This is a genomic window from Herminiimonas sp. KBW02 (assembly GCF_003852535.1).
Classification (GTDB): Bacteria; Pseudomonadota; Gammaproteobacteria; order Burkholderiales; family Burkholderiaceae_D; genus Oxalicibacterium.
On the sequence record NZ_QAJP01000007.1, the window covers coordinates 147,589 to 167,693 of the forward strand.

A 20,105-nucleotide genomic window follows, 5' to 3' on the forward strand; every position below is an offset into this window, starting at 1 on the left:
GAGATAAAAGATGAGCATGGTCGAAGTCAAAGTCCCGGATATCGGCGACTTCAAGGAAGTCGAAGTCATTGAACTGCTGGTCAAGGCGGGCGATACGATCAAGGTCGATCAGTCCCTGATCACGGTTGAGTCCGACAAAGCCAGTATGGAAATTCCATCCAGCCACGCTGGCGTAGTCAAAGAAGTCAAAGTCAAACTCGGTGACAAGATCGCGGAAGGCGCGCTGGTCTTGTTGCTGGAAGAATCCGGCGCTGCAGCTGCGCCGGCACCGGCAGCAGAACCGGCGAAAGCCGAAGCACCTGCAGCTGCTGCTCCGGTAGCGGCTCCTGTACCGGCTCCTGTACCGGCTCCGGCTCCGGTCGCCGCACCTGCGCCTGCGCCAGAACCTGTTGCAGCTCCGGCACCAGCGCCAGCAGCACCTGTTGCGGCCGCGCCTGCCACTGCTGCCAACAGCAAGGCACATGCATCACCATCGATACGCAAGTTCGCACGCGAACTCGGCGTGGATCTCGGCAAGGTTGCCGGTTCCGGTCCGAAAGGGCGTATCACGCAGGAAGACGTACAGAACTATGTGAAGGGCGTGATCGCTGCCGGTCCGGTTACGGCTGCCGCTGCTGCACCAGTAAAAGCTGGCGGCGGTGCAGGTCTGGATCTGCTGCCATGGCCATCGCTGGACTTCAGCAAGTTTGGTACCACGACCTTGCAACCATTGTCGCGCATCAAGAAAATCAGCGGCCCGAATCTGCATCGCAACTGGGTCATGATTCCGCACGTCACGCAATACGACGAAGCCGACGTCACCGAACTGGAAGAACTGCGCAAATCGAGCAATACCGCATTGGCTAAATCCGGCGTCAAACTGACGATGCTGGCATTTGTCATCAAGGCTTGCGTTGCCGCGCTGAAGAAATACCCTGAGTTCAATTCCTCGCTCGACGCAGCGGGTGAAAACCTGATTCTCAAGCAGTACTACAACATCGGCTTCGCTGCCGATACGCCGCAAGGTCTGGTGGTTCCTGTCGTCAAGGGCGTGGATCAAAAATCAGTTACGCAAATCGCACAGGAAATGGGCGAGTTGTCGGCACAGGCGCGCGAAGGCAAGCTGAAACCTGCAGACATGCAAGGCGCGACCTTCACGATCTCGTCGTTGGGCGGCATCGGTGGTACTTACTTCACACCGCTGATTAATGCACCGGAAGTTGCGATCATCGGCTTGTCGAAAACTTCGATGAAACCAGTCTGGGACGGCAAGCAATTCGTACCGCGTCTGATCATGCCATTGTCGCTGTCCTACGATCACCGCGTGATCGACGGCGCGCAGGGTGCACGCTTCGTGACTTACCTGAGCGAAGTACTGAACGATCTGCGCAAGTCCCTGCTGTAATCGACTGAGTGCCAGCATGACTACCTGCGTCGTCGTCAAAAAAAACCGGGAAATCGCGATTGCCTGCGATTCCCTGGTGACCTTTGGCGACACGCGTTTGTCGCATGCGTACGAAGAGAACAACAAGATGTTTCAGATCGGCGCGTCCTACGTCACGCTGGCAGGTACCGCAGCGCACTTCCCGGTCATGCGTAAGCTGCTGACAGGCATGGGCGAAGACTGCAAGCTGAACAGCCGCGATGAAGTATTCGATACGTTCACCAAAGCGCACCAGATTCTGAAGGATCAATACTTCCTCAACACCAAGGAAGAGGAAGACGATCCCTACGAGTCCTCGCAAATTGCGACGCTGGTAGCCAATCCTTACGGCATCTTCGGTATTTATTCGTATCGTGAAGTATTCAGTTTTGATCGCTTCTGGGGCATAGGCAGCGGTCGCAATTTCGCACTCGGTGCGATGTATGCAGCGTATGACGGCCCGGCCACTGCACGCGAAATTGCAGAAATCGGCGTGCATGCAGGTGCCGAGTTCGACAAGAGTACGGCAGGACCGTTTCAGATCCTCAGCTTTCCCATGCAGGGATAATGTTTCAGGGTTACTAAAAAATATCAATCCGGACGCGACGCACCAGGCGCAGCGGGCAGGATAAAAAATACGGAGCTAAAGCGATGAGCATGATTGAAGTGAAAGTCCCCGATATCGGCGATTTCAAGGAAGTTGAAATTATTGAATTGCTGGTCAATGTGGGCGATACGATCAAGATCGATCAATCGCTGATCACGGTTGAGTCCGATAAAGCCAGCATGGAAATTCCATCCAGCCATGCAGGCGTCATCAAGGAATTGAAAGTCAAACTGGGCGACAAGGTTGCAGAAGGTTCCTTGCTGCTGGTACTCGAAGTAGCGGCGGATGTGGCTGCGCCTGTGGCCGCTCCGGCTGCTGCACCAGCGCCGGTTCAGGCCGCGGCACCTGCAGCAGCTCCGGCACCTACACCGGCACCAGCGGCTGCCAGCTTCGGCGGCAGTGCAGATATCGAATGCGACATGATGGTCCTCGGCGCAGGCCCTGGCGGTTACTCTGCTGCATTCCGTTCTGCCGATCTGGGTATGTCTACCGTGCTGGTTGAGCGTTACTCGACACTGGGCGGTGTCTGCCTCAACGTTGGTTGCATCCCGTCCAAAGCCTTGTTGCACGTCGCAGCAGTCATCGATGAAACAGCATCGATGGCGGCGCACGGTGTCACTTTCGGCAAACCGCAGATCGATATCGACAAACTGCGCGGCTACAAAGAACAAGTCATCGGCAAAATGACTACCGGTCTGGCCGGTATGGCGAAAGCACGCAAAGTCAATGTCGTGCAAGGCGTAGGCCAGTTCGTCGGTCCACACCATATCGAAGTGACTGCAGCTGACGGCAGCAAAAAAACCATCCAGTTCAAGCAAGCGATCATCGCTGCCGGCTCTTCGGTCGTGAACCTGCCGTTCGTACCGCAGGATCCACGCATCGTAGACTCGACTGGCGCGCTCGAACTGCGCAGCGTACCTAAACGCATGCTGGTCATCGGCGGCGGCATCATCGGCCTGGAAATGGCAACTGTCTACTCCACATTGGGTGCACGCATAGACGTGGTCGAAATGATGGACGGCCTGATGCAAGGTGCGGACCGCGACATGGTCAAGGTCTGGCAAAAATTCAACGAGAAGCGCTTCGACAAAATCATGTTGAAGACCAAAACCGTTGCCGTCGAAGCGTTGAAAGAAGGCATCAAAGTTTCGTTTGAAGCAGCCGAAGCAGGCGTGACCGCACCAGAACCGCAGCTCTACGACATGGTGCTGGTCGCAGTAGGCCGCAGCCCGAACGGCAAGAAAATCGCCGCCGACAAGGCCGGCGTTGCAGTGACGGATCGCGGCTTCATCGAAGTCGATGCGCAAATGCGTACCAATGTGCCGCACATCTTTGCAATCGGCGATCTGGTTGGCCAACCTATGCTGGCACACAAAGCAGTGCACGAAGCACACGTTGCCGCTGAAGCGGCCGCTGGTGAAAAAGCCTACTTCGACGCCCGCGTCATTCCTTCGGTGGCCTACACCGATCCGGAAGTGGCATGGGTCGGCATCACCGAAGACGAAGCCAAGGCCAAAGGCATCAAGCTGGAAAAAGGTCACTTCCCTTGGGCAGCATCGGGTCGTGCGGTTGCTAACGGTCGTGACGAAGGCTTCACCAAGCTGTTGTTCGATGCTGAAACCCATCGCATCGTCGGTGGCGGCATCGTCGGTACCCACGCTGGCGACATGATCGGTGAAATCGCGCTGGCCATCGAAATGGGTGCAGATGCAGTTGATATCGGCAAAACCATCCACCCACATCCAACCCTGGGTGAGTCGATCGGTATGGCGGCGGAAGTGTATAAAGGTGTTTGTACCGACCTGCCACCGGCACGCAAGAAATAAGCTGCTGTCAGGCATAAACAAAAAGCGACGCTATGCGTCGCTTTTTTATTCGCTATTTTTTATAGTCGCCAACTGTGCCATCGCCCTACATCAGGAGCAGTAAACATCAGGAGCATGCGTGAACGTATCAAATGAACAGAACAATGCAGCAGGACAGATAGTCGATCTGCTGGCCGCACGCCTCGGTAAAAATCGCGCGATCCATCCGGAAACAGTGATCGCAGTCGCTGCCCGTTTATCCGGCAGTCTGCTCCTGCGCTCATTTAATTTTGATCTGGCCAAGCTGGAGCCGGGCGCTATCGTGCTGTCGGCAGAGGCCAATGAGCAAGGCCCTGAATTATTAGGTCTCCTATCTTCTGCGTTGAGCAGCAGAGGCATCCTTCTGGATAAGGAAAAGCTGGGTGGCGATCAGTCCTTGCGGGGCGAAGAGCCGCATCTTTCTTTTGCAGAGTCTCTCGTGTTGACGCAAGACGACGCGCTGCAGATCGCGCAAGAAAACAAGTTGTCGCTGGAGCAGGCGGCACAGGCTGCGACCTTGGCAGCTGCTTTTATCGTTGCGGAGTGCAGTGGAGCGATAGGTGCCGAGACGGCGTTGAATGTCGCAGTCTATGGTTTGATAGAAGGGACAAAGACAGTACCGCCACGTCTGGAGCAGGCAGCTACCTGAAGTTTGATTAGCCGAAAGCAAACACTCCGCTTTCGGCCTAAGTGGACTGAGTCTTACTTGTAAAAAGCCTCTACCTTGCCTTTTACCTTAATCAGCAAAGGATTCCCTTTGCGATCCAGCGACTTACCGGCAGGGACTTTAATCCATCCTTCGCTGATGCAGTATTCGTTCACATCAAAACGCTCTTTGTCGTTAAATTTGATGCCGATATCGTGTTCAAAAATCGCAGCGACGTGGTGTGGGCTACGAGGATCGACCGAGAGTTGATCCGGGAGGGCTGGGCGTTGTGTAGTATCGTTCATGGCGACAATTATCAACTACTGGAATGCGCAAAACAAGTTTTTGATAGTTTTTGCCAGATATTAAACACCTGTTATCGCCTTTGCTTTACTTGGGATAGCCTGCGCCAGCATCCTCGTGTCCACGTCTCATTGTTGCGGCTGGAGCCGCACAGCACATATTTTTCTCTTGGCAAAACCAAAACTTGAGGTCACAATTTAGCCACGGTAATTCTTTACCCGGGCTCCCGGCCCAAGTTTTGAGCGGCTTAAATGGGTATTGCTAACATCATCACACCACACCTCGCATGGTTAATCTGCGGTGGTCGCTAAACGCTCAACGACTGCCCAATATAGGATAACCATGAATAAATTCTCACAGTGGGTCGGCCTCGCCCATAAAGTTCTATCCACATCTCATCCCAAACTGAAACTTAGTCACGCTCGCGAATGTATGGCTGCGTGGCTAGGACATCGTACTTATGCATCGCTATGTACCCATGATCTGAATGTGTTGAACGGTTCATGCAAGTACGTGATTATCGATTCGCAGGGTGCAATTGATCGCGCGCATGGAATTGGTTTTGATGTGACCGGGGACCAGTGGCGCGAAGTCGAAATGACTTTAAGTCCCAGCGGCATAAGCGGTGGTTTATGGCTGATCGATATGCATACGATGGGTTCAGCCGCTCGTCTGACGTTCGAAGATGAGCATCATGAAGATGTTGTTGCGATTTGGCAGGCCATCGGTATGGCAGATGGGCGGCGCACTTTATCAACAGATCCTCACGTGGCTGAAAATGAAATTCCTGAAGAGTTGAGATACACCGTACAGGGAGAGATTCGTGCCTTTAATGAAGGGGAGTCACTCGCAGTGCCAGTGGACGCGCAAGTGCTGTTTAAACGTTTGGGGTTGCGGCTTTACGGAGAAGGTGAACTGCTTTCTGTCAGGCAAACAGGCATTCCCTGCGTGTATGAGCCGGATGAGGAGGTATTTGAGTTCTATTACATGTCTGAAGACTGACAGGAGCATCAACCTGAATCAAAAAGCCCGGTGTCCCGGGCTTTTTTAATACTATTGAAAACAGAAGATAGTCTGCTTAGTTAAACCACCACCCAGACCAGTCCTGCACCAGCCCGGCCAGACGGTCATATCCCTGCTGACGCGGATGCGCAAAGTCATTCGCTATCGCTTCTTTCAGCCAGTGCTCATCTTTACGCAGCACTTCAAATACAGACAGATAAGGCACGTTTAAACCTGCCGCGATGTCGGCAAACTGCTGATCCAGTTGTGCAACACGGCGGTTATGCGGTGCATCCGGCATCGGTGGTGGCCCTATCATCAGTGTTTTGTAGCGTGCTGTCGCTGTGCTCAGGATGGACTGGCAGTTGGCCAGGCTTTCCTGTTCCGGTACACGCAGGCTGCCTTCGTAGATCGAAGTATCGTTGACGCCGAAGGAAAACACGACCAGTTGCCCGCAGTCTGCAGGCAGACGTGCTGCGCATTCACTTTCCCAGCGCGCTGCGATGTCGCGGCTGGTGTCTCGGCGTATGCCGAGGTTGTAATGGGTGATGTTGTTGCCACGTGCTACGGCAGTCTGTATCAGGCGACCAGCCCAACCCAGGCAGAGCTGGTCGCTGGTGCCTTGTACGAAGGAGTCACCGACAAAGCAGATGCGATGATCGGTGCCGGCGTTTGGCTTGTAGTCGCTCACGTTGGGTGGCCGAAGAATAGTCAATCGAAGTAAGTACGCGCCATTTCAAAGCGGGGCGCGAAGTAGACATTGTCCATGCGCTCTATGCGTACTTTGCCTTTGCTGGAAGGCGCGTGGATGAAACGGCCGTCGCCTATGTAGACGCCTACATGCGAAAACGGACGGTTCAGCGTGTTGAAGAAGACCAGGTCGCCGGGGCGCAAGGTGCGCGGATCGATTTCCTTGCCGCGCCGTGCGATGTCTGCGGCACTGCCGCTGACATTCATGTCGAGTGCCTGGCGATAGATGTAAGAGACCATGCCGCTGCAGTCGAGGCCGGCTTCCGGGTTCTTGCCGCCGAACTGGTAACCAGTGTCTATCATGCCCATCGCATAGAGCGCGATTTCGTTGCCTTTTTCGCTGACGGGTTGTGGTTCGTACAGGATGGCGTGCGCGCTCGGACGTTTGACAGGTGTGGATGTGCCGCAGGCAGCGAGCAGCGCTGCTGCCAGCAGCGCGAGCAACAGCCCGCGCATGCCGGAGATCGTGAGGCGTATGCCGCTTAGCATCATTGTGCTTAGCGTTTGAGTTCGCTCAATACGCCAGACAACATGTCTATCATCTGGTCCAGCTCTTCATACGTGACGTTCAGTGCAGGCATGAAGCGTAGCAGGTCAGGGCGCGGCGAGTTCAGCAACAAGCCGACCGGTTCCAGGTCGCGCGCTTTTTCCACGATTTGCGGACCAATGTCCGAACCCAGTTTCAATGCACGCAACAAGCCATCGCCACGTTCACCGGCCAGTCCGTGCTTCTCGGTGAGTTTGAGCAAGGCTGCGCTGAGGTAAGCGCCTTTGTCTTTGACTGACTGCAGGAAGCCTGGCGCCAGCAATGCCTGCGCCACAGCGTTGCCGACAGCTGTCATCAACGGGTTGCCGTTGTAGGTACCGCCCTGGTCACCTGGTTCGAAGCAGGCGATTTCTTCACGGCACAACATCGCTGCCAGCGGTACGCCGCCGCCTATGCCTTTACCCAGCGTCATGATGTCTGGCGTGATGCCGGACAGTTGATAGCCGAACAGTTCGCCGGTACGGCCCATGCCGGTTTGTACTTCATCGACGATCAGCAAGACGCCGTGTTCTTTGGTCAATGCGCGCAGGCCCTGCATGAATTCGCGTGTGGCCGGGATGACGCCGCCTTCACCTTGTACCGGTTCCAGCATCACGGCGATGGTTTTGTCGGTGATGAGTTTCTTGACGCTGTCGAGGTCGTTCAGGGTGGCTTTGAAGAAGCCAGGTACTTGCGGTGCATAGATGGTGTCCCAGCCCGCTTTGCCGCTGGCCGACATGGTGGCCAGTGTGCGACCGTGGAAGCTATGGTCGAAGGTGATGATTTCGTAGCGGTTTTCGCCAGCTGCGTTTTTGTTCAGTTTGCCCCATTTGCGCGCCAGTTTGACCGCACTTTCATTGGCTTCAGCACCGCTGTTGGCGAAGAAGACGCGATCGAAGCACGAGTTCTCCGTCAGCAATGCTGCCAGTGCGATCGACGGTTCGTTGTAGAAGGCCGGCGATGGATTGATGAGTTTTTTCGCCTGAGCATTCAGGGCTTCCTGTATGCATAGTGGCGAGTGGCCGAGGCAGTTGACCGCCCAGCCTTGCAGGTAGTCGAGATAGCGTTTGCCCTTATGGTCCGTCAGCCACATGCCGTCGCCTTCGGTGAAGACCAGTTCAGGACGATTGGTGATGTAGAGCAGAGAATTGACGGGGTACTGGCTGAATTCCATTTCGGCTACTCCTGAGCGCAAATAATTGAAAAAATGTCTGGTACGGAACAACTAAAAAAAAAGCCACAGGATTTGCCTGTGGCTGAGTGATCGGCTTACGCTTACACGCACGGCATCCAAGGCTGGGGCAGCTGGTTACGGCGTCGCAAGAGTTTGGCGGTCATATTCATGTGAAGAATATTATGACGTTTTGCGCAGTGCGTCAAAACGTTTTTCGCCTTGCTCTCTCGACGTAGTTAAACAAGCAAGCCGGGCGCTTAACCCTGCGCCAGATCAGCTTCCGAGGTGAAAGCGTCGGCGTAGAACTCATCTTCCGGCAATTTGCAGCTGATGCTGAATTCGCTTTGCGCTGCTTCTACCATCAGCGGCGCACCACAGGCATAGACCTGATAATTCGACAGGTCGGGCAAATCTTCCATCACGGCCTTGTGCACAAAGCCGGTACGACCCTGCCACTGGTCGTCGTCGGTGGCGTGCGAGATTACCGGAACATAATTGAAGTGCGGTATCTCGCGTGCCCATTCTTCACACAGTGCGTGCATGTACAAATCCTTCGGACGGCGCCCGCCCCAGTACAGTGTCATCGGGCGTTCACTCTTGTCATGCAGTGCTTGCTCGACGATGGCCTTGATAGGTGCAAAGCCGGTGCCGGACGCCAGCAGGACCATCGGCTTTTTCGAATCTTCACGCAGGAAGAAAGTTCCTTGCGGACCTTCGAAGCGAAGGATGTCGCGTTCCTTCAGCGTGGTGAAGACGTGATCGGTAAACAAGCCGCCCGGCATGTGGCGGATGTGCAGCGTCAGGTGTTCACCCAGATGCGGCGCATTGCCCAGACTGTAGCTGCGGCGCTTGCCGTCTTTCAGCAGGAATTCGATGTATTGGCCGGCGCGGTATTGCAGGCGTTCACTGGCAGGCAATTGCAAGGCGATCAGCATGACGTCGTCGCCCAGCTTTTCTACTTTGGCGACGCGCACTGGCAGTTTTTTGATCGGGAATTCACCTAAGCCCAATACTTCGCGTGCTTCGATCACGACATCGCTATTCGGACGCGCGCAGCAGAATAATGAGAAACCGATTTCTTCGTCGGCTGCCGACAGCGCGCGTGCCTGATGCGGGCCGTGTGTGACCGAGCCGGACAGAACCATGCCCTTGCAACTGCTGCAAGCGCCGTTTTTGCAGCCGTAGGGCAGGCCGACATTGGCGCGGATCGCTGCATTCAATATGGTTTCATCCGCATCGCAGCTAAATTGGCGACCGCTAGGCTTAACAGTTACTTGGAACGTCATACAATCTCAATCATGAAAATAAAATCTGCAAACAAACACTTCGGCAAACCACGCCTGCTGATACTCGGATGCGGTGATGTAGGCATGCGTCTGCTGCCGCTGTTACGCGACCGTTTCCGCATTTTTGCCGTCACTACGCAGGTATCCAGACAGGAAGAGTTGCGTGCCGCTGGCGCGATTCCGATTATTGCCAGCCTGGACGAACCGCTTACGCTGGCCCGTTTGGCAAGATTGGCATCGACTATCATCCATCTGGCGCCGCCGCCTTCGGACGGCAAGCTGGATAAGCGCACGCGCAATCTGACCGCCATTTTACCCGACCACGCGACTCTGGTTTATGTCAGCACCTCCGGCGTGTATGGCGATTGCGGTGGGGAGTGGATCGATGAGACACGTGCTGTCCGTCCGCATAATTTGCGCGCCCGGCGCCGGGTGGATGCCGAGCAGGTGCTGCGTGCGTGGGCTCGGCGTGCCCGGGCGCGCCTGAGCATCTTGCGGGTGCCCGGTATTTACGCTGATGACAGGTTGCCGGTCGAGCGTTTGCAAAAGGGCTTGCCAGCCTTGCTGGAGGCCGAGGATGTCTATACCAACCATATCCACGCTGACGATCTGGCCAGGATGATTGCGTTGGCATTATTCCGCGGGCAGCCTGGTCGTGTTTATCACGCGGTGGACGATACCGACCTCAGGATGGGGGATTACTTCGATGCTGTGGCCGACGCGCTGCAGTTGCCGCGTCCGCCACGCCTGCCGCGTGCGGAACTGGAGAAGCAGGTGTCGCCCATGATGTTGTCATTCATGTCCGAGTCGCGCCGCTTGTCGAATCAGCGTATTAAGGCCGAGCTGGGCTTCAGGCTGCGTTATGCCAGAGTAGGCGATGCGCTGGCCAGGCTGAAGGGGCAAGGCGGGCAGTAATGAGGTTTCGTGAAGATAGTGTTAATAAAAAAATGGCGTTTTACGCCATTTTTTATGCCTTTTTCGGTGCATGCTTCACTTCATGCATTTCCACGAGTTTCAAAATGCCCAAATCGGGTGCTTCTGGCGCTATTTTTTACTCTTTCCTCTGAAAAATCCCCATTACAGCGCAGTTAAGTTGTCAAAAGGCATGGTTTAACTTCAGTTTTTCTCCGCCTAATAATTTAATTGTTCGGTTTTTCCGTATATAAATCATGTGAAATTCGATTTCCAAGAATGTTAGGATTCCGTTAAAGTCTGCCCATCTGCTAAATGCAGCGATCAACAAGGGATTTAAGGGAGATGGCCGATGTAGAAGCACCGGCGCCGATTACCAGCAAAGGGATTGGCTTTAACGATAAAAAATTGCCGTAACGAGATCTGCGCTCGACACCCCCTGAGGCTGATACATCGTTCGTCACTAACCAACTATCTGAGACTAATATGGAATTCTTACAAGTATTTACGACGCCGGAAGCATGGATTGCACTGGCAACGCTGGCGATGCTGGAAATCGTGCTCGGCGTCGATAACATCATTTTCATTTCGGTCCTGGTAGACCGACTGCCTAAGCATCAACAACAAAAGGGCCGCATCATCGGTCTGGGCCTGGCGATGGGTACACGTATCCTCTTGTTGCTGAGTCTGTCGTGGATGATGGGACTGGTCGAGCCGATCTTTACCGCATTCGGTCAAGGCTTCTCCGGACGTGATCTGATCCTGTTCTTCGGTGGCCTGTTCCTCTTGTACAAGGCTTCGTCCGAGATCAAGGAACTGATGAACGCTCACGAAGAAGAGGAAGCGCAAGCTACCGTGAAGAAAGCCAGCTTCGCCATGACCCTGGCGCAGATCGCTGTGATCGACATCGTGTTCTCGCTGGATTCGGTCATTACCGCAGTCGGTATGGTCAGCCAGGTTGAAATCATGATCGTCGCTATCGTGATCGCAGTCGGTGTGATGATGTTCTCGGCGAAAGCAATTGGCGATTTCGTCAACGAGTACCCAAGCATCAAGATGCTGGCACTCTGCTTCCTGGTCATCGTCGGTGCGGTACTGGTGGCTGAGAGCTTCGAGATTCATATCCCGAAAGGCTACATCTACGGTGCAATGGGCTTCTCGCTGATTGTTGAACTGTTCAACATCCGCATGCGTCGCAACCATCACATGGCTGCATGTGATGCACCGGAGTCGGTACAGCCACACGGCATCACAGCTTAATGACGTAAAGTGATGCGGCACTCCGGTGCTGCATCACTGATCAGATGGCTGAAATGAAAAAGGAACCCTGTCGGGTTCCTTTTTTTATGGGTGGCGTTTGTGGGCGATATCGCTTACTTGTTCAGCATCCAGTCCGACATCTTGCCGACCACTTCATTATCAAGTCCGTTGTAGCCGTGATGCGCCGCCGCGTTGCAGGCATTACCGATGTTTTCACCGCCGGTAAAGCTCAGCAATTGCTTGCGTGGCGCATCTGTCAGTTTGTTCATGAGCTTGGGTATCAAGGTGTAGGGGCAGAGGCGGCAGCCATCCTGTTCATGGTGCACGATGAGTACCGGTATCTGTAGTTTTTCCAGCGGCATGGAGAGGACTGAAGCGCCTTCACTATCGATCAGGATGCTGGAACTGAGTGCGATGCCGTCCGGCCCGTCCGGTGGTGCAAGCTGGGTGGCGATGTAGGCGGCGGATTGCGTACCCCGGCTGGTGCCGGCCAGCCATACCGGGGTTTTGGTTTGACTACGTACCCATGTGATGGCCGCCTTGATGTCGGTCACATGCTCAGGGGTTTCGCGAAATTCGCGCAGGAAAGGCGGTGACAGGCGATCTGACGGCGCATCGGTGAGCACGACCAGGAAACCCTGATCGACGAAGAGTTGCCGTGCGCGGACCAGGAAATTATCCTTGCCCCAATTGATCTTGCCATCCGGACTGATTTGCAAACCACCATGTCCACCTGCCAGCAGGATGACGGCAGCTTTCGGTTGGGCCGGGGAGAGCACCAGCATGCGCTGGATGACGCCGGGCCGGCTGGTGAGGTCGACTACTTTGGGGGCGGTCTGTGCCTGCGCAAGTTGCAGGCTGCAAGCGAGGATCAGGCCCAGGCTGGTTTTCATCAAATGCTTCATGTCTGCTCCCAATGGAAATGATGAAAGGCCGGGCTGTATCTGCGTTGCTTCAGGTCAGTGCTGCGGTGACTTTCAATACTTCTTCGGCGGTGGTCGTGCCTTCGATGATTTTTAAGGCACCAGCCAGGCGCAAAGGTTTCATGCCATCGCTAATACTTTGTTGTTTCAGGGCATGGATATCGGTCTCTGCCTGGATCATCTTGGAGAAGGTTTGCGTGACCGTCAGCAATTCGTACAAACCGGTACGGCCGCGATAACCGGTCTGGCGACATTCCGGACAACCGACCGGGCGATAGATGACGGCTGGTTTCGCCAGGTCGGAACCTTCACTCAGGCTGGCCCAGATTTCATCCAGCATTTCACCATCAGCTGATTTGCAATGACCGCACAAGGTACGCGTCAGGCGTTGCGCCATGATGCCTATCAGTGTCGATTCCAGCAGGTAGTAAGGCACGCCCAGTTCCAGCAAGCGCATGACGGCGGACGGAGCGTCATTCGTGTGCAGGGTGGAGAGCACCAGATGGCCTGTGAGGGCGGCCTGGATTGCCATTTCTGCGGTTTCCAGATCGCGGATCTCACCGATCATGATGATGTCAGGATCCTGTCGCATCAGCGAACGTACGCCGTCCGCAAACGACAGGTCGATGCCGTGCTGGACCTGCATTTGATTGAATGATCCTTCGACCATCTCGATAGGGTCTTCAACGGTACAGACATTCACTTCACTGGTCGCCAGCGCCTTGAGCGTGGTGTAGAGCGTAGTGGTCTTGCCGGAGCCGGTCGGACCGGTGACGAGGATGATGCCGTGCGGACGCGTGGTCAGCTTGTCCCAACGCTGTGCATCATCGGGCGGGAAGCCGAGTTCCGGCAACGATTTGACCACGACATCCGGATCGAAAATACGCATGACCAGCTTTTCGCCAAAGGCGGTCGGCATGGTGGATAAACGCAGCTCGATTTCCTGGCCGTCGTTGGTGCGTGTTTTGATGCGGCCATCTTGCGGCCGGCGTTTTTCGATCACGTCCATCCGGCCCAGCAGTTTGATGCGCGCCGTCATCGCAATCATGACGGTAGGCGGTACCTGGTAGACCTGGTGCAGCACGCCATCGATACGGAAACGGATCGCACATAAATCGCGCTTGGGTTCGAGATGGATGTCGGAAGCCCGTTGTTCAAATGCGTATTGCCACAGCCAGTCTACGATGTTGATGATGTGCTGGTCATTCGCATCGACTTGTTTGTGATTGCCGAGTTCGACCAGTTGCTCGAAGTTGTTGCGCAGCGTGAGGTCCTGGCCGTTCAGCTTCTTCGCGCCCTTGATCGATTTGGCGAGCGCAAAGAATTGCGTCGTGTATTGCGCGATGTCGAGCGGATTGGCGATCACCAGTTTGACGTTGCGGCGCGTGATCTTGGCGATCTCGGCTTCCCACTCGGTGTTGAATGGTTCCGTGGTGGCGACTATTAGTTCACTCGGTGTGAGTTCAACCGGCAGGATGTGGAAGCGGGTCGCGTACGAGGCCGACATCACATCCGCCACGCGGGTGAAATCGATCTTCAGTGGGTCGATGCGGAAGAACGGCAGTTTGACTTTGCCTGCCAGCCATTCGGCCAGCCAGTCCAGTGTGACCGGGCGATGTGGTTCGTTGGCAGAGAGAATTTTGCACTGTGCGACGGCCACCAGCGGGTGCATCGCTATCGATGCATTCTTGAATATGCCCTGCGCCTGGTTATAGAAGACTTTGACGCCTTCCTTGGTGACGATGCCATCGGCCAGCAGCCAGGTGAAAATCTGCTGTAAATCCAGTTTCCTGGGACTAGCCGGAGCGGTGGCCTTGGTGGTGGCAGTAGATGCAGCAGTTGGCATGACCGTGACCCGTAAGATGGAACAGTGGGATTGATGTTAACACAGGGCAAGTCAATTATTGCTGTGCCTGCCATGCCTTGATGCCATTTACCCACGATTTGGCCGGGAGTTTGGTAGCGGCGGTGATCTGGGCTGCGCGCTCATAGAGTGCGGCGATATCCAATTCAGGTTTGCGGTTGAAAGCGATCGCAATGACGTTGCCTTCATGTACTTCCGGCAACGAGATAATGGTGTCGAACGCAAAGTGCATGGCGCTCAGGTTGCGCGCATAGCTTGGATGGTCGCCAAACAGGTTGACCGTCATGATGCCGTCCGGCGTCAGGCAGGCGGCGCATGCCTGGTAAAACTCGGGTGTGTCCAGCACCGGGCCGCGCGCAGTGGCGTCGTACAGGTCAACCTGCAGCGCATCGATGCGGCCGAGGTTGGCCGGGTCATTGACGTATTCCAGCGCATCCATCTCGATCACGGTCAGGCGTTCGTCATTCGGCGGCAGCTTGAACATGGAGGCACAGATAGCGATGACCGACGGATTCAGATCGACCGCGGTGACGCGCGCTTCCGGAAAACGCTTGTAGCTGAATTTGGTCAATGCGCCTGTGCCCAGGCCCAGTTGCACGATGTGCTGCGGTTTGTCATTGAACAGCATCCACGCCATCATTTGCTGCGCGTATTCCAGTTCTATCCAGTCGGGTTTGCTGATACGCATCGCGCCCTGTACCCATTCGGTACCGAAGTGCAGGTAGCGGATGCCGAATTGCTCGGACAGCGTGACTGGTGCGAATTTGACCTTGCGCACGGGTTTGGCTTTGGCCGCTGGTGGTGCTTTCTTGCCCGGGCCGCTTTTCAGGTTGGCATCGGCTTCTATGGATTTACGTTTGATCAGCATGAATTCTTTAGTGGGATTTTTTACTTACAGCATGATACCGCGCCAGACCGTCAGTTTCTGCTCAAATGTCATCAGGGCATAGGCAGGAGAGGAGGAGGGCAGCACCAGGGTATCAAAACCGGCTGCGGCGAATATGCTTTCCTGCTTGCCGGAGGTCTTGCCATTAAAGCAAACACGACGCAGTCCTGGGCACTCCTGTTTCAGCATGGCGAAGTCATTATGCCGGGCCTGACGGATGGCGCTGTCCAGGCTGCCTTCACGTGCACAGACGTCTATGACATCCCATATACCTATGCGATGCGTTTGCAATCTGAGCAGGCGTTCTGCGTAGGGCAAGCCGGCCAGGTCTGCACCGATCACGGCGCCAGTCAGCTTCCAGAACTGGTTGCGCGGGTGCGCATAGTATTGCTGTGCATCCAATGACGCTACACCCGGGAAACTGCCGAGAATCAGGATTTCGGTATGCTGGTCGATAACGGGCGGAAAGCCGGTCAGGAGTGGGGGTAGTCGCGTGGCGGGCATGCTGGTATTTTAATGCAGGTCGTGTCATGGTACGACATGGACTGCCGAACTATCAGGAGAGACTGAATGACTAAAAAAATAATGATCGTGACCGGTGGTAGCCGCGGCATAGGGGCGGAGATCGCAACCCTGGGTGCGGCCGATGGTTACGCGGTATGTATCAGCTATGTGAAGAATAAGGGTGCAGCCGACGCGGTCGTTGCCGCCATCCGTGAAGCAGGCGGCACCGCTATTGCAGTCGCTGCGGATATGGCGGTGGAAGCGGATATCCTGCGCCTGTTCGCAACTGTGGATCAAGAATTGGGCACCCTGACGGCGCTGGTCAACAATGCCGGCATCCTGGAAACACAGATGCGCGTGGATCAGATGGATGTGGCACGCATGCAGCGTATCTTCAACACCAATATCGTTGGTACCTTTGTTTGCGCGAGAGAGGCGGTCAAGCGCATGTCTACCAAATATGGTGGCGCAGGCGGCGCCATCGTGAATATCTCATCGGTGGCAGCGCGTGCCGGCGGGCCCGGCGAGTATGTCGACTATGCTGCTTCCAAGGGTGCGGTGGATACCCTGACTATCGGTCTGGCGAAAGAAGTAGCGACCGAGGGCATACGCGTCAATGCAGTGCGGCCTGGCGTGATCTACACCGAGATACATGCCAGCGGTGGTGAACCCGGACGCGTGGATCGCGTCAAAGGTAACGTGCCCATGCAACGCGGTGGCGAAGCTCGGGAAGTGGCACAGGCTGCGATCTGGTTGTTGTCGGAACATGCGTCCTACACAACGGGTAGTTTTCTGGATGTGACCGGCGGGAGATAGCTCACTCTGTCAATGCTAAAGTAACTGACATCTTTCTTCATGCAGTAGTCGGTAATACCGTGCCATAAGCGGCAACATGCCATAGACCTTTAAACAGGAGAAAAAATGAAAGCAACTTGGATAACTTCATTCTTTGCATTGATGCTGGCTTTGCCGCTGGCACATGCGGCCGATAACATGAAAGCCTTTCCGGTTGCGGAAAAGGGCATGACGCGTCATGTGCTGCAACTGCCTGCGCAAAGCGATGAGTCGGCTTACAAGGTTGAACTGATTGTGGGCAAGGAGGTGGCGACCGATGAGCGTAATCGTTACTTCTTTGGTGGCGTGATCGAAGAAAAGAATATCGAAGGCTGGGGTTATACGCGCTATGTCGTGCCCAAGCTGGGGCCGATGGCCGGCACTATGATGGCGATTGATCCGAATGCGCCCAAAGTGACGCGCTTTATATCCCTCAGTGGCGGCCCTTATCTGATCCGGTATAACAGCCGCCTGCCGGTGGTGGTCTATGTGCCGCAAGGCGTGGAAGTGCGCTATAAAATCTGGCGCGCAGGGGACGAAGTGAAGAAGATAGAGCAAGGGTAAGTAAAATACGCCATTCTTCCTTACCCAATTAAAACAATAAGAAACTTATGAATTATTTGAAAATAACAGCATCGCTTTTTTTTCTCAGCTCGATTGCCGGATGTGTCATTTTGAATGGGCCGAAGAATGAGGCCGCATTTTCAGAACAGACCGATTTGAAAGAATTGGAGGGGTGTTATGAGAATCGGGGTGATGGAGGGAAAGCGAACTCCTACAGATACCTTGCCAGTTATATTTTTAATCCGATCAAACCAGATGTCAGGCAAGCGCACTATATACGTGTGACATCGATGGGGGAACGTTCGATTAAAGTAAGTGCAGAATCTCAGGGAAAAGTCTTGCAGGAACAAGTGTTTGTGGAAGGGCGGGATTTTAATTTTGAATCAGGAAAAATAAGAATCCGCAGTGATGGGGGTGCTACTGCACCGACGCAGTCTGGAAGCGTTTTTCTCGGTGTAGCGCAAGGTTCCACCTATCTCGGTATTGATAAGAATGGAGATGGGAAATTGCAGGATTCAGGCACCATGCTTGGTACGGTTTTTCTGGTGGTGCCGATTGCCGGACATGTAAATGAATCGTTCCGATTCAAGAAAACACCTGAGCTATGTAAAACAGCCCTGAGTCCTTGATTGCTGAAATCCTCGCGGGACGAGAACGAATGATCAGCTTGCCTGAAGAATAAAACATGCCGACTTTTAGTTTGAGTTGGCATGTTTTTTATTGGGCACTCAATGCATCAAGCTTCAGTCAACACTTTGCAGCCGCTTCTGTATCTGAATATAGATCACGGTCTGCAGCAGGGCGACGATGCTACCTGCCATCACTTCGGATACGCGCAGGAAGGCCAAGTGTAATTCTTCATCCATACCGCCGCCGGAAAAAGCGGCAGACATCAGGATGACAACTGTCACCGGGCCGAGTCGCCAGTTGCTCGGATAGTTTTGCCACAACATGGCGACGATGACGGCCAGTGTCATTGCTATCAGCATCGCAAAGAAGCTGGTGCCGAACAGCACCAGCGACAGACAAGCGATGATGCAACCGGAAATGGTATTGACCAGACGTGCCTTAAAGTTGGCCTTTGCCACGGTCATATCCGGCTCGGTCACGATGATGAGGGAAATCATCGCCCAGTAAGGCTCTTGCAAGCCAAGTGCGCGTAGCCCGTACCATAGGATCACAGATCCGGAGAGGATCTTGATGATGTAGACCAGCGCGTTTTTCCTGGGGCTGATGAAGTTGAATTCCATGGTCTGTATCAGACCTGCGAGCGGCCCGGCAGTTCAGGCATTACTGCGTCAGTTTGTTTTTGGCTTTTTGCAGTTCGGTTTCGGCTTCCTGCAGTTTCTTTTGCTGCTTGGCGATTTTTTGGGTTTTGCCACTGGCCTGGGCTTTTTCCAGTTCCGCTTTGCGTTCGGCTACATTGTTTTCTTTTTTCTTGATGTCGGCTTCGCGTTCCTTACGCAGACCTTCATCGGTGCAGTGATCGACGATTTGTTTGAGCGCGATGTTCAGTTTCTTTTCTTGCGCCTTGTTGCCATGTGCGCGTGCGTGCTCGATCTGGGTTTCTACTTCCTGTCGTTTGGCGGCGCAGCCGGTCAAGGGCTCGGCGGCGTGTGCTGTGGTGATGACGGTTGCCAACAGCAGGCCGGACAAACAGCTGGTCGTGATGATCTTCATTACGCAACTCCTTGCTAGGTGGGAAGTCGCTTCACTGTATAGGAACAAGGTAAGAACAGGCAACACAAATAGCGCGCCAGAAATGACTACGGCGACCGTGATGGTCGCCGTAGTGTGAGGACTGGCAAGTTTTGATGCTTGCCGGTACAGCCTCAGTGATTACTGTGCAGCTGGTTTAGCTGCTGCTTTGGCTGGCGCTTTTTTCTTTTTAGGTGCTGGCTGGCCATCGTCATCCTGCACTTTGAGCTGACCGCCGGTACCCAGGCCACCTTTGACGGTTTGTTGACGGTAGTTTTTCACAGCGCGCACCACGTTGTTATACGAGTCGGTGAAAGCGGCGACGATGACTTTACCTTCAGCTGTGTTGGAGTAACCACCCATGCTGCCACTTGCGCTGGAGCCGAACAGTTGGCCCATTGCACCGAAGTCCATGCTTTTTGCGCTGCCTTCGGCTGCTGCAATTTGTACGCTTGAGCGATTGTCGACCACGCTCAGCAGTGTGCTGGCTTCCTTGCTGTTGACGTTAGCTGCCAGGCCTGCGACCGCACTACCCAGACCGCCACCCAGCAAGCCGGCTACGCTGCCGCCCATGCCGCCGGCATTGTTGTTGCTGAAGGTGATCGATGGCACCAGGCCATAGTCGGCGGAAACCATTTTGCCTTTGCCGAAATTCGATTTTTTGCGCAGCTCACCGGATTGTTCCAGCGCACGTTCGCCCATGATGGCATTCATGCCGCGGCCGCGTTCAACCACGACGAAGCAGTTTGATTGTTGTACCAGCAGTTTGAGGACAGGGACGGTCGAACCGAGTTTGTATTGGCCGGTCAGGACGCCATACCAAGGCGCGCTGGTATCTTCGATGATCGCGATAGTACCCAGAGGAGCATCGCAACGTTCCAGCGTAGCGTTGGCATTTTGTGCATTGGCACCACCGGCGGAACCGGTCGCTGCTGTTTTAGCACCGCTGTTACCCATATCCATGGTGGAGCATGCACTCAGCAGAACGCCGGTCAGACAGAGCGGCAAGATACGCATTAAACGTTTCGACATTTCTTTCTTCCCCTAATTAATTAATCAATAAGCAAATCAAACAAATTAAATAAGCAAAAATCTAATTCTTATAACTAATCCCCGGTAT

Annotated in this window: 22 protein-coding genes; 10 read left to right on the forward strand and 12 right to left on the reverse strand. The window is 54.6% G+C overall.

The genetic code is table 11. The features are described from left to right. The first annotated feature begins 10 nt into the window (after positions 1-10). The 4 genes from aceF to DBR37_RS12720 all read left to right on the forward strand — a co-directional run bounded on the left by aceF (position 11) and on the right by DBR37_RS12720 (position 4,502). Positions 11-1,384, forward strand: a complete 1,374-nt coding sequence (gene aceF / locus DBR37_RS12705; protein WP_124574851.1) for a dihydrolipoyllysine-residue acetyltransferase — start codon at positions 11-13, stop codon at positions 1,382-1,384. 16 nt (positions 1,385-1,400) lie between these two features. Continuing rightward, entirely contained in the window at positions 1,401-1,970 is a 570-nt protein-coding gene (locus tag DBR37_RS12710; RefSeq protein ID WP_124574852.1) for an MFS transporter, read from the forward strand. Between the two features lie 83 nt (positions 1,971-2,053). Then, on the forward strand, positions 2,054-3,835 hold the full coding sequence (gene lpdA, locus DBR37_RS12715; protein ID WP_124574853.1) for a dihydrolipoyl dehydrogenase: 1,782 nt from the start codon (positions 2,054-2,056) through the stop codon (positions 3,833-3,835). 118 nt (positions 3,836-3,953) lie between these two features. Further along, positions 3,954-4,502: a hypothetical protein gene (locus DBR37_RS12720; RefSeq protein WP_124574854.1), complete on the forward strand. Its 549-nt coding sequence runs from the start codon at positions 3,954-3,956 to the stop codon at positions 4,500-4,502. Positions 4,503-4,555: 53 nt separating this feature from the next. Here the strand turns inward: DBR37_RS12720 and DBR37_RS12725 are convergent, their stop codons facing one another. Next, positions 4,556-4,804, reverse strand: coding sequence for a DUF3297 family protein (locus tag DBR37_RS12725; RefSeq protein ID WP_124574855.1), 249 nt, complete (start codon positions 4,802-4,804; stop codon positions 4,556-4,558). Positions 4,805-5,144: 340 nt separating this feature from the next. Between DBR37_RS12725 and DBR37_RS12730 the strand changes: the two genes are divergently transcribed. Then, positions 5,145-5,804: a hypothetical protein gene (locus DBR37_RS12730; RefSeq protein WP_124574856.1), complete on the forward strand. Its 660-nt coding sequence runs from the start codon at positions 5,145-5,147 to the stop codon at positions 5,802-5,804. A gap of 76 nt (positions 5,805-5,880) precedes the next feature. Here the strand turns inward: DBR37_RS12730 and DBR37_RS12735 are convergent, their stop codons facing one another. The 4 genes from DBR37_RS12735 to DBR37_RS12750 form a co-directional block, all read right to left on the reverse strand. After that, positions 5,881-6,495 carry a GDSL-type esterase/lipase family protein gene (locus tag DBR37_RS12735; RefSeq protein ID WP_124574857.1) on the reverse strand — a complete coding sequence of 205 codons (615 nt, stop codon included), beginning with the start codon at positions 6,493-6,495 and terminating at the stop codon, positions 5,881-5,883. A 20-nt stretch (positions 6,496-6,515) separates the two neighbouring features. After that, positions 6,516-7,046, reverse strand: a complete 531-nt coding sequence (locus DBR37_RS12740; protein WP_370454254.1) for a C40 family peptidase — start codon at positions 7,044-7,046, stop codon at positions 6,516-6,518. 5 nt (positions 7,047-7,051) lie between these two features. Further along, positions 7,052-8,254, reverse strand: a complete 1,203-nt coding sequence (locus tag DBR37_RS12745) for an acetylornithine transaminase (protein ID WP_124574858.1) — start codon at positions 8,252-8,254, stop codon at positions 7,052-7,054. Between the two features lie 257 nt (positions 8,255-8,511). Beyond that, positions 8,512-9,540, reverse strand: coding sequence for a CDP-6-deoxy-delta-3,4-glucoseen reductase (locus DBR37_RS12750; RefSeq protein WP_124574859.1), 1,029 nt, complete (start codon positions 9,538-9,540; stop codon positions 8,512-8,514). A gap of 12 nt (positions 9,541-9,552) precedes the next feature. On the opposite strand from DBR37_RS12750, the gene DBR37_RS12755 reads away from it, so the two are divergent. Both DBR37_RS12755 and DBR37_RS12760 read left to right on the forward strand, forming a co-directional pair. Then, positions 9,553-10,455: an SDR family oxidoreductase gene (locus DBR37_RS12755; RefSeq protein ID WP_124574860.1), complete on the forward strand. Its 903-nt coding sequence runs from the start codon at positions 9,553-9,555 to the stop codon at positions 10,453-10,455. Positions 10,456-10,938: 483 nt separating this feature from the next. Further along, positions 10,939-11,712: a TerC family protein gene (locus tag DBR37_RS12760; protein ID WP_124574861.1), complete on the forward strand. Its 774-nt coding sequence runs from the start codon at positions 10,939-10,941 to the stop codon at positions 11,710-11,712. A 113-nt stretch (positions 11,713-11,825) separates the two neighbouring features. Here the strand turns inward: DBR37_RS12760 and DBR37_RS12765 are convergent, their stop codons facing one another. Genes DBR37_RS12765 through DBR37_RS12780 form a run of 4 tightly spaced genes read right to left on the reverse strand, consistent with a single transcriptional unit; the run spans position 11,826 to position 15,889 of the window. Continuing rightward, positions 11,826-12,617, reverse strand: a complete 792-nt coding sequence (locus DBR37_RS12765; protein ID WP_124574862.1) for an alpha/beta hydrolase — start codon at positions 12,615-12,617, stop codon at positions 11,826-11,828. Positions 12,618-12,666: 49 nt separating this feature from the next. Then, positions 12,667-14,481 (reverse strand): GspE/PulE family protein, encoded by a 1,815-nt coding sequence (locus tag DBR37_RS12770; protein WP_124574863.1) that lies wholly within the window; start codon positions 14,479-14,481, stop codon positions 12,667-12,669. Positions 14,482-14,536: 55 nt separating this feature from the next. Further along, positions 14,537-15,367, reverse strand: a complete 831-nt coding sequence (locus DBR37_RS12775; protein WP_124574864.1) for a methyltransferase domain-containing protein — start codon at positions 15,365-15,367, stop codon at positions 14,537-14,539. Between the two features lie 24 nt (positions 15,368-15,391). Next, positions 15,392-15,889 (reverse strand): DNA-deoxyinosine glycosylase, encoded by a 498-nt coding sequence (locus tag DBR37_RS12780; RefSeq protein WP_124574865.1) that lies wholly within the window; start codon positions 15,887-15,889, stop codon positions 15,392-15,394. Positions 15,890-15,955: 66 nt separating this feature from the next. On the opposite strand from DBR37_RS12780, the gene DBR37_RS12785 reads away from it, so the two are divergent. From DBR37_RS12785 to DBR37_RS12795, 3 genes are all read left to right on the forward strand, one after another. Then, positions 15,956-16,705, forward strand: a complete 750-nt coding sequence (locus DBR37_RS12785) for an SDR family oxidoreductase (RefSeq protein WP_124574866.1) — start codon at positions 15,956-15,958, stop codon at positions 16,703-16,705. Between the two features lie 105 nt (positions 16,706-16,810). Continuing rightward, positions 16,811-17,287, forward strand: coding sequence for an ecotin (locus tag DBR37_RS12790; RefSeq protein WP_124574867.1), 477 nt, complete (start codon positions 16,811-16,813; stop codon positions 17,285-17,287). A gap of 47 nt (positions 17,288-17,334) precedes the next feature. Beyond that, a complete protein-coding gene (locus DBR37_RS12795) occupies positions 17,335-17,916 on the forward strand; it encodes a hypothetical protein (RefSeq protein ID WP_124574868.1) in 582 nt (193 codons plus the stop codon). 114 nt (positions 17,917-18,030) lie between these two features. Here the strand turns inward: DBR37_RS12795 and DBR37_RS12800 are convergent, their stop codons facing one another. The 3 genes from DBR37_RS12800 to DBR37_RS12810 all read right to left on the reverse strand — a co-directional run bounded on the left by DBR37_RS12800 (position 18,031) and on the right by DBR37_RS12810 (position 20,017). Then, positions 18,031-18,537 (reverse strand): FUSC family protein, encoded by a 507-nt coding sequence (locus DBR37_RS12800; protein ID WP_124574869.1) that lies wholly within the window; start codon positions 18,535-18,537, stop codon positions 18,031-18,033. A gap of 40 nt (positions 18,538-18,577) precedes the next feature. After that, the gene (locus tag DBR37_RS12805; RefSeq protein WP_124574870.1) at positions 18,578-18,967 is read right to left on the reverse strand and encodes a DUF1090 domain-containing protein; all 390 of its coding nucleotides are present in this window, start codon (positions 18,965-18,967) and stop codon (positions 18,578-18,580) included. A gap of 159 nt (positions 18,968-19,126) precedes the next feature. After that, on the reverse strand, positions 19,127-20,017 hold the full coding sequence (locus tag DBR37_RS12810; RefSeq protein ID WP_124574871.1) for a CsgG/HfaB family protein: 891 nt from the start codon (positions 20,015-20,017) through the stop codon (positions 19,127-19,129). Between the last annotated feature and the right edge of the window lie 88 nt (positions 20,018-20,105).

Coding starts and splice junctions, on each gene's coding strand:
- aceF (WP_124574851.1), top strand. CDS start 11: ATGAGCATGGTCGAAGTCAAAGTCCCGGATATCGGCGACTTCAAGGAA.
- DBR37_RS12710 (WP_124574852.1), top strand. CDS start 1,401: ATGACTACCTGCGTCGTCGTCAAAAAAAACCGGGAAATCGCGATTGCC.
- lpdA (WP_124574853.1), top strand. CDS start 2,054: ATGAGCATGATTGAAGTGAAAGTCCCCGATATCGGCGATTTCAAGGAA.
- DBR37_RS12725 (WP_124574855.1), bottom strand. CDS start 4,804: ATGAACGATACTACACAACGCCCAGCCCTCCCGGATCAACTCTCGGTC.
- DBR37_RS12730 (WP_124574856.1), top strand. CDS start 5,145: ATGAATAAATTCTCACAGTGGGTCGGCCTCGCCCATAAAGTTCTATCC.
- DBR37_RS12740 (WP_370454254.1), bottom strand. CDS start 7,046: ATGATGCTAAGCGGCATACGCCTCACGATCTCCGGCATGCGCGGGCTG.
- DBR37_RS12745 (WP_124574858.1), bottom strand. CDS start 8,254: ATGGAATTCAGCCAGTACCCCGTCAATTCTCTGCTCTACATCACCAAT.
- DBR37_RS12750 (WP_124574859.1), bottom strand. CDS start 9,540: ATGACGTTCCAAGTAACTGTTAAGCCTAGCGGTCGCCAATTTAGCTGC.
- DBR37_RS12755 (WP_124574860.1), top strand. CDS start 9,553: ATGAAAATAAAATCTGCAAACAAACACTTCGGCAAACCACGCCTGCTG.
- DBR37_RS12760 (WP_124574861.1), top strand. CDS start 10,939: ATGGAATTCTTACAAGTATTTACGACGCCGGAAGCATGGATTGCACTG.
- DBR37_RS12765 (WP_124574862.1), bottom strand. CDS start 12,617: ATGAAGCATTTGATGAAAACCAGCCTGGGCCTGATCCTCGCTTGCAGC.
- DBR37_RS12770 (WP_124574863.1), bottom strand. CDS start 14,481: ATGCCAACTGCTGCATCTACTGCCACCACCAAGGCCACCGCTCCGGCT.
- DBR37_RS12775 (WP_124574864.1), bottom strand. CDS start 15,367: ATGCTGATCAAACGTAAATCCATAGAAGCCGATGCCAACCTGAAAAGC.
- DBR37_RS12780 (WP_124574865.1), bottom strand. CDS start 15,889: ATGCCCGCCACGCGACTACCCCCACTCCTGACCGGCTTTCCGCCCGTT.
- DBR37_RS12785 (WP_124574866.1), top strand. CDS start 15,956: ATGACTAAAAAAATAATGATCGTGACCGGTGGTAGCCGCGGCATAGGG.
- DBR37_RS12790 (WP_124574867.1), top strand. CDS start 16,811: ATGAAAGCAACTTGGATAACTTCATTCTTTGCATTGATGCTGGCTTTG.
- DBR37_RS12795 (WP_124574868.1), top strand. CDS start 17,335: ATGAATTATTTGAAAATAACAGCATCGCTTTTTTTTCTCAGCTCGATT.
- DBR37_RS12800 (WP_124574869.1), bottom strand. CDS start 18,537: ATGGAATTCAACTTCATCAGCCCCAGGAAAAACGCGCTGGTCTACATC.
- DBR37_RS12805 (WP_124574870.1), bottom strand. CDS start 18,967: ATGAAGATCATCACGACCAGCTGTTTGTCCGGCCTGCTGTTGGCAACC.
- DBR37_RS12810 (WP_124574871.1), bottom strand. CDS start 20,017: ATGTCGAAACGTTTAATGCGTATCTTGCCGCTCTGTCTGACCGGCGTT.